This is a genomic window from Pseudomonas sp. SST3, assembly GCF_003325755.1.
In genome coordinates, this window is sequence record NZ_QORI02000164.1 from 1 (window position 1) to 3,616 (window position 3,616).

The 3,616-nt window shown below is 57.9% G+C and carries 3 protein-coding genes; 2 read left to right on the forward strand and 1 reads right to left on the reverse strand.

The annotated features are described in order from the left end of the window. A partial coding sequence (locus DQ405_RS25810) for a Tn3 family transposase (protein ID WP_168426446.1) occupies positions 1 to 2,465 on the forward strand: 2,465 nt, incomplete at its 5' end. Further along, on the forward strand, positions 2,462 to 2,824 hold the full coding sequence (tnpC, locus tag DQ405_RS25815) for a Tn3 family transposase post-transcriptional regulator TnpC (RefSeq protein WP_003298428.1): 363 nt from the start codon (positions 2,462 to 2,464) through the stop codon (positions 2,822 to 2,824). The genes DQ405_RS25810 and tnpC, both read left to right, overlap by 4 nt. 25 nt (positions 2,825 to 2,849) lie before the next feature. On the opposite strand, the gene DQ405_RS25820 is transcribed toward tnpC, so the two are convergent. Then, on the reverse strand, positions 2,850 to 3,616 hold a 767-nt coding region (locus tag DQ405_RS25820), incomplete at its 5' end, for an arsenic resistance protein (RefSeq protein WP_168426447.1).

Below are 3,616 nucleotides of genomic sequence, written 5' to 3' on the forward strand. Positions count from 1 at the left end.
TGATCCACAAGTTAAAGGATCTGCTCGACACTGATTTCGGCCGACGCCAGAGCGACTTCAATGCGCTGAAGCAGGCGCCCAAGAAGCCATCTCGCAAGCACTTGGAGGTGCTGATCGATCATCTGGCTTGGCTCGAGAGCTTCGGGGATCTGGGTGCCATTTTTGAAGGAATAGTCGACACCAAGATCCGTCACTTCGCTGCCCAAGCCGCGGCGTCGGACGTAGCCGAGTTGAAGGACTGCTTACTGCCGAAGCGCTACACGCTGATGCTGGCCTTAATCTACCGCATGCGCGTGCGGACCCGGGATCACTTGGCCGAGATGTTCATCCGACGGATTTCGACGATCCATAAACGCGCCAAGGAGGAGTTGGAGCAAATCCAGGCGCGGCAACGCCAGAAGCTAGAGCAGTTGGCGGCGACCCTGGATGGCGTGGTGCAGATTCTGGTTCAAGAACCGGATGACCAGGAGGCTGGCAGTCTAATTCGGGAATACCTCTCCCCCGGTGGCAATCTGGATCGGTTGCGTGAGACTTGCGCCGAAGTACAGGCTACCGGCGGTAATAACTACCTGCCGCTGATCTGGAAGCACTTCAAGTCCCATCGCTCGTTATTGTTCCGTCTAAGCCACCTTCTTCAACTGGAGCCCACGACTCAGGATCGATCGCTGGTTCAGGCTCTTCAACTGATCCAGGACAGCGAGAATCTACACCGCGAGTGGATCGACGAGCACGTCGACTTGTCGTTTGCGTCGGAGCGCTGGGTCAAGGTCGTTCGCCGTCCTGCCAGTGAGGGGCCACCGACCAACCGGCGCTATCTAGAAGTTTGTGTATTCTCCTACCTGGCCAGCGAGCTGCGATCGGGTGACATGTGTGTACAGGGGTCGGAATCCTTCGCCGACTACCGCAAGCAGTTGCTGCCCTGGGAGGAATGTCTCCAGCGACTACCGGCCTACTGCGAAAAGGTCGGGCTGCCAGGCACGGCCAAGGAGTTTGTTGCCTCCCTCAAGACTCAGCTGGAGGAAACCGCGCAACAACTGGACGACAAATTCCCATCTTGCCGAGGGGACGTATCGATTAACGAAGCCGGAGAACCGGTGTTGCGCCGAGTAACGGCGCGGGACATTCCACCTTCGGCCATCTCACTACAGACGGCGCTTATGCAGCGCATGCCGGCCAGGCACGTGCTCGACATCATGGCCAACATAGAGCATTGGATTCAGTTCACGCGGCATTTCGGTCCCATGTCCGGTAACGAGCCGAAGCTCAAAGAGCCTGCCGAGCGCTATCTGATGACCATCTTCGCCATGGGCTGCAATCTCGGTCCCAACCAGGCTGCGCGGCATCTGGCCGGTAATGTCACGCCACACATGCTGTCCTATACGAATCGCCGCCACCTTTCACTGGAGAAGCTGGACAAGGCTAACCGCGAGCTGGTGGAACTCTATTTGCAGCTTGATCTGCCTAAGCTCTGGGGCGATGGCAAGGCGGTGGCAGCGGACGGCACGCAGTTCGACTTCTATGATGACAACCTGCTGGCCGGCTATCATTTCCGCTACCGCAAGATGGGTGCCGTGGCCTATCGGCACGTGGCCAACAACTACATCGCTGTGTTCCAGCACTTCATCCCACCAGGCATCTGGGAGGCGATTTACGTAATTGAGGGGCTGCTTAAGGCTGATCTCAGTGTCGAGGCAGACACTGTGTATTCAGATACTCAGGGGCAATCGGCGACAGTCTTTGCCTTCACCCATCTGCTGGGCATCAACTTGATGCCACGTATCCGCAACTGGCGTGACCTGGTGATGTGCCGGCCGGATCGCGGCGCGTCGTACAAGCATATCAACCGCCTGTTCACCGACACTGCCGACTGGCACTTGATCGAAACTCACTGGCAAGATCTGATGCAGGTCGCGCTGTCCATCCAGGCCGGCAAAATCTCCTCGCCTATGCTGCTGCGAAAACTCGGCTCCTATAGTCGGCGCAACAAGCTCTACCATGCGGCCCAGGCACTGGGCAGCGTGATCCGCACGATCTTCCTGCTCAACTGGATCGGCAGCCGCGAGCTGCGCCAGGAAGTTACCGCCAACACCAACAAAATCGAGTCCTACAATGGTTTCTCGAAGTGGCTTTCGTTCGGTGGCGACGTGATTGCCGAGAACGATCCGGACGAACAGCAAAAACGTCTGCGCTACAACGACATGGTGGCCTCATCGGTGATCCTGCAGAACACTGTAGATATGATGCGCATCCTGCAGAAATTGGCCCGAGAGGGTTGGCAGTTCACCGACGAGGATGTGTCCTTCCTCAGCCCCTACCTGACCAGCAACGTCAAACGCTTCGGCGAATTCAACCTAAAGCTCAACCGGCCACCGGAGCCCTGGATTAAGGACTCGGTGTTCCAACAAGCTGCCGGCTCGCTGCGGGTGATCACACCTCGCCAGCTAGATACCGAGAAAACGACATGATCAATGTTCCTCCCGCAGCCTTTCGCGTTACACCGTACGGCGAAGTCGATGCGGTGGCGTTGGAAAACCTACGCGACGGCTTCGACGCCTCTCAACTGCTCCGGCTGGTTGATCGATTGGACGCCTGCTTGCTGCAACTGGGCGGAACCACCGCCATTCGCGACGAGCTGCTGAGATTGCATGCGATGGCTCTGACGATAATTGAGGGCATCGCCCTTACGGTGCCTGCCGAGAGTGCTTGTATCTGGGCAGAAGCCGAATCTCTGCAGACGGATCTTGAGGCGCTGGTTTCCTGGGCTCGCACTGCTCAGCTCATCATTGCGCCGCTGATCAATCTTGCTCCACAGCACGAGGCATGAGCGCTCTCGCCGATTTCGACCAGGCTCAGCGGTTTTTGATCATGGCTGGAATCGCCCTTAAGTAGATCAACTCACCAATCAATTCTACGAGTGTCTGAGTGATCACAGCCGCCGCAGCCAGCCCGCGAATGGACTCCGGGAGCGCTAGGGCCAGGGGAAGCACTACAAGCGAGTTGCGAGTGCCTGAGCTAAATGCCACTGCCCGTGCGGCAGATACCTCCAAACCAAATAGCCGGGAGCTGAGTACGCCGAGGGCGGGAGCGAGTAATAGAAACGCTCCGTATACCGGAAGCAACGGCGCCAGGATGTCGAGTTGGTACACGACGGCCGCGATCTGCGAACCTACCACCACGATTAGAACCAGGGCCATTGCAGGTACTGGCAGCCAAGCCCAGCCTGCGCTCCATGCACGAACCAGCAGAGATCGGCGCCCGCCAAATTCGGTGAGCACAGCCGCTACCAAGGGTAGGACGATCAGTAACAGGAAAGCTTCTGCGAAGGGCCACAGCTTGATCACTGTGCCAGCTTCGGAACCAAGGATTAGCTGCAAGTAGAGGGGCAGCAGCAAAAGCTGAAGCAACAGCAGCAATGGCGTCGCCGCGAGCACCAGACGAGAGTCCCCTTTGCCCAGGTGGGTGAAGACCACCACGTAATCGATACAAGGCGTCAGCAGGACAAGTAGCGCGCCGACCAACAAGGCCTTGTTCGATGAGAGCGGCCACGTCACTAGCCACACCATCAATGGCATTAACAGGAAGTTGGCCAGTAACAGGGCACCGACGAAGCGGCGGT